3 protein-coding genes, 1 tRNA gene and 1 pseudogene are annotated in these 3,241 nt (G+C 36.3%); 2 read left to right on the forward strand and 3 right to left on the reverse strand.

The window, feature by feature from the left end; translation table 11 throughout:
* The 3 genes and pseudogenes from WBM70_RS10065 to pgeF all read right to left on the reverse strand — a co-directional run.
* Positions 1 to 489, reverse strand: a pseudogene (locus WBM70_RS10065) (hypothetical protein); the annotation flags it as partial.
* Between the two features lie 121 nt (positions 490 to 610).
* Positions 611 to 1,066, reverse strand: a complete 456-nt coding sequence (locus WBM70_RS10070) for a hypothetical protein (protein ID WP_424558376.1) — start codon at positions 1,064 to 1,066, stop codon at positions 611 to 613.
* 26 nt (positions 1,067 to 1,092) lie between these two features.
* Positions 1,093 to 1,881 (reverse strand): peptidoglycan editing factor PgeF, encoded by a 789-nt coding sequence (gene pgeF / locus WBM70_RS10075; RefSeq protein ID WP_424558377.1) that lies wholly within the window; start codon positions 1,879 to 1,881, stop codon positions 1,093 to 1,095.
* A 52-nt stretch (positions 1,882 to 1,933) separates the two neighbouring features.
* Between pgeF and WBM70_RS10080 the strand changes: the two genes are divergently transcribed.
* Positions 1,934 to 3,070: an FtsW/RodA/SpoVE family cell cycle protein gene (locus WBM70_RS10080; protein ID WP_424558378.1), complete on the forward strand. Its 1,137-nt coding sequence runs from the start codon at positions 1,934 to 1,936 to the stop codon at positions 3,068 to 3,070.
* 9 nt (positions 3,071 to 3,079) lie between these two features.
* Positions 3,080 to 3,156: transfer RNA gene (locus WBM70_RS10085), tRNA-Met, on the forward strand.
* The last annotated feature ends 85 nt before the right edge of the window (positions 3,157 to 3,241 follow it).

The following is a 3,241-nucleotide window of genomic DNA, read 5'->3' on the forward strand; positions in this document are numbered from 1 at the left end:
TAAAGCTTGTTGATAATCATAATTCTTACGTGCTTCAATACTTATAATGTCACCTTCATCAAATAGATTCATTAAAGTTGATTTTGAAGTACTTGGATTTTGAGCTATAGCTAATTTAACTTCTTTACTGTCTGATTCTTCAGACAATTCATCCAATGCTTCAGTTGGTGTATTTGGATTTTGAGCCAATTTAAACAATGTGTATAGTTTATCGCTACTGCGTACCATTAGTTCTAAAATCTCGGGTGAAGTATTAGAGTGCCCAGCAATAGCACCCATCATCTCTACTCTATCATATTTTAACAAATATACTAAAGTTCTAGACGTTGTGTTTGGATGTCTTGCAATAAAGGTTTTAATATATTCATCATTCTCTTTATCTCTTGCTAATTCATCTAATACTTCACTTGGAGTCGATGGGTTTTGAGCTAATTCTAATGCCTTGCTCTGTGAATAGTCTTTTTTATCAATAGTGTATATTTTTTCCATTATGTTCCTTCTTGGAGCTTGAAACAGTACCAAAAACGGTCACACCATTTCACTTAATTTCCTACAGTTTCTGGCAATTATGGGAAAAGGAGAGTTTTCATAATAGAACCGTATTTTCACTCTAAAACTCTATCTCTATTTCTTTTGATCTTTGAATATAGAGTAAGATATTTGCAAAACTATATTGATCCACTTCTTCTATACCATCTCCTTGGTATTCTAATAAATAGTCAAATCCATCTAATTCAATGTTTTTAACTTTTTTCATGTGAATAATGTAAAATAATAGATCAGCTAAATCACTCACTGGGATTATTTCTCTAAAATCTTTATCGAATTCACTTATATATTCTTCACATATTGTTTCATTTGACATAAGAAGCATCCAAAGAATAATGTTGTCTATCTTTTGGGGTGGATTAACTTTGTTTAGAAAACTATCATATATCTCTTTGTTTTGAGATATTTCATCAAGCTGTTCATTGGCTTGTGTGATTAAAAAGTTGATTCTTTCTTCACTGAGTTTCTCATTTTTATAACCATCTAGTACTGATTCTGCAATTTGAAATGTATGCATTATTCCTCTTTTTATTTAATATGTAATTATTGCGAGATATTCTGAAAATTTGTATTTTTGATACCTATCATACTCATAAACCTGCCTGAACATCCTTGCTCTTTTCTGTAAGAAAAAAACCGTTCTACTTCACAGGCAGTACAGGTATGGCTCATCTCAATGTCTTTTTCTTGAAGCCCTGCTGCTAAGAGCTGCTGCTTATTTATGAGAGGCAAGTCTAACATATATTTATCACCTTTATTGGTATACCCTTCAGGCATGTCAAAAAACTGTTCTGCCACATCTTTGCCTACTTCATAACAACAACGTCCTATAGAAGGTGCAACACCTGCTATGATATCTTTTGGATCACAACCATATACTTCTTGCATCTTATGCACGGTTTTAGATGCTATCTGCGCTTTTGTACCTTTCCAGCCGGCATGCACAGCAGCTACCACTTCTTTTTGTTTGTCATAGAGGAGTATAGGCACACAGTCTGCAGTGAGTACATTCAACACTACACCTTTGACATCGGTTATCAGTGCATCACAGTTTTCAATAGCATCCGAAAGGCTCTCCCACCCTTTGGTCTCTTTTTGGGTAATGACCTTGATGTTGTCACTATGGGTTTGATTTGCAACGATGTAATGTAGTTGTTCATCACTATGGAGAAGGTTGGAGAGTCTGTTTCTATTGGCTACGATGGTTTCAACAGGCTCACCGGTATGTAGTGCAAGACTAAAGGCATAAGGACTATCATGTAACTTAGTTGTTACGGCATGCAATAGAGAAGGGGATTTTTTAAAGTGTGTAAAGGTGAAAAAATCTAGCATGATACTCCCTTATATCCTTTCTGATATAATACCCTAAAAAATAGGATGTTGTATGGAATCATGGTTTGACTTTGACAAACGTATCTTTAAACATTTTTCCTACCTTCTTATGTTACAGGTTGTTCCTCTTTTTATCATCTCATCCTATCTGATCAATGAGATAAATCCTCATCTCTTTACTAAACAGATGGTTTACTACGTCATTGCAGCCATGGCTTTTTTTGTTTCTGCATTTATGCCTTGGAGACAGATCATTTGGTGGTTTGTTCCTATTTTTTATATTGGGAATCTTGGTTTGCTTATCGCAGTTGAATTTGTCGGAAAGACTATCTTGGGTGCACAAAGATGGATAGAGATCCCAGGGGTAGGGGTCACCATACAGCCATCAGAGTTTATCAAAGTGAGTGTTATCATGATGCTTGGATACCTGATAAGCAGAAACCCTCCAGAAGAAAAGGGCTATGGTATTTTAAATTTCATTAAACTCTCCATTGTTATTGTTATTCCTTTTTTACTCATTGCCAAAGAACCAGACCTGGGTACAGCACTAGTATTGCTCATCACAGGGTATGGTATTTTATTTGTAGTAGGAATAAACTGGAAGATATGGGCTGCGATTGTTATCATACTTGGACTTTCAGCACCCATGCTTTACGGACAGTTAAAGCCTTATCAAAAGAAACGTGTTACTGACTTTGTAGGAAAACCAAGTTACCATGTTAGACAAGCACTGATCGCCATTGGTTCAGGTGGTCTAGAGGGTAAAAGCAAAGAAGATGCAACACAGACGCAACTTAAGTTCTTGCCTGTTTCATCTACAGATTTTATTTTCGCTTATCTAGGTGAACGATTTGGTTTTAAAGGGATGATCACTGTCATTGTACTTTATGTCTTTTTGATCTTAAATTTACTCTATATTTCAGCCAAATATGCCAATGATTATCTCATCAAGGCTTTTGCCTCCGGATTGGCTTTTTTACTCTTTGTTTATATGGGGGTCAACATCTATATGGTCATAGGTTTAGCCCCGGTAGTAGGGCTTCCTCTGCCTATGTTCAGCCATGGAGGGACCTCATTTATTATATTCGCAGTAATTTTTGGGATTTTACAAAATTTAATTGCATTTAAAGACTACAGTAGATATAATTCTGACTCGAAAATCATCATGATTTCGAAAGACCAACCATAGCACCTTAACGGGTCGGTAGCTCAGTTGGTTAGAGCACTCGGCTCATAACCGAGTGGTCGGGAGTTCGAGTCTCCCCCGACCCACCACTATAATCCCCCTACAACACGTACTTTCAGCCTAACTAATTTTGGACTCTGCCAAAACTCTGCCAATTTTAGAGAGATCAGGTTT

It is taken from the genome of Sulfurovum sp., assembly GCF_049668085.1.
Taxonomy (GTDB): domain Bacteria; phylum Campylobacterota; class Campylobacteria; order Campylobacterales; family Sulfurovaceae; genus Sulfurovum.

What these genes read in the sequence shown, in the direction of transcription:
- WBM70_RS10070 (WP_424558376.1), bottom strand. Translation starts at nt 1,066, where the DNA reads ATGCATACATTTCAAATTGCAGAATCAGTACTAGATGGTTATAAAAAT.
- pgeF (WP_424558377.1), bottom strand. Translation starts at nt 1,881, where the DNA reads ATGCTAGATTTTTTCACCTTTACACACTTTAAAAAATCCCCTTCTCTA.
- WBM70_RS10080 (WP_424558378.1), top strand. Translation starts at nt 1,934, where the DNA reads ATGGAATCATGGTTTGACTTTGACAAACGTATCTTTAAACATTTTTCC.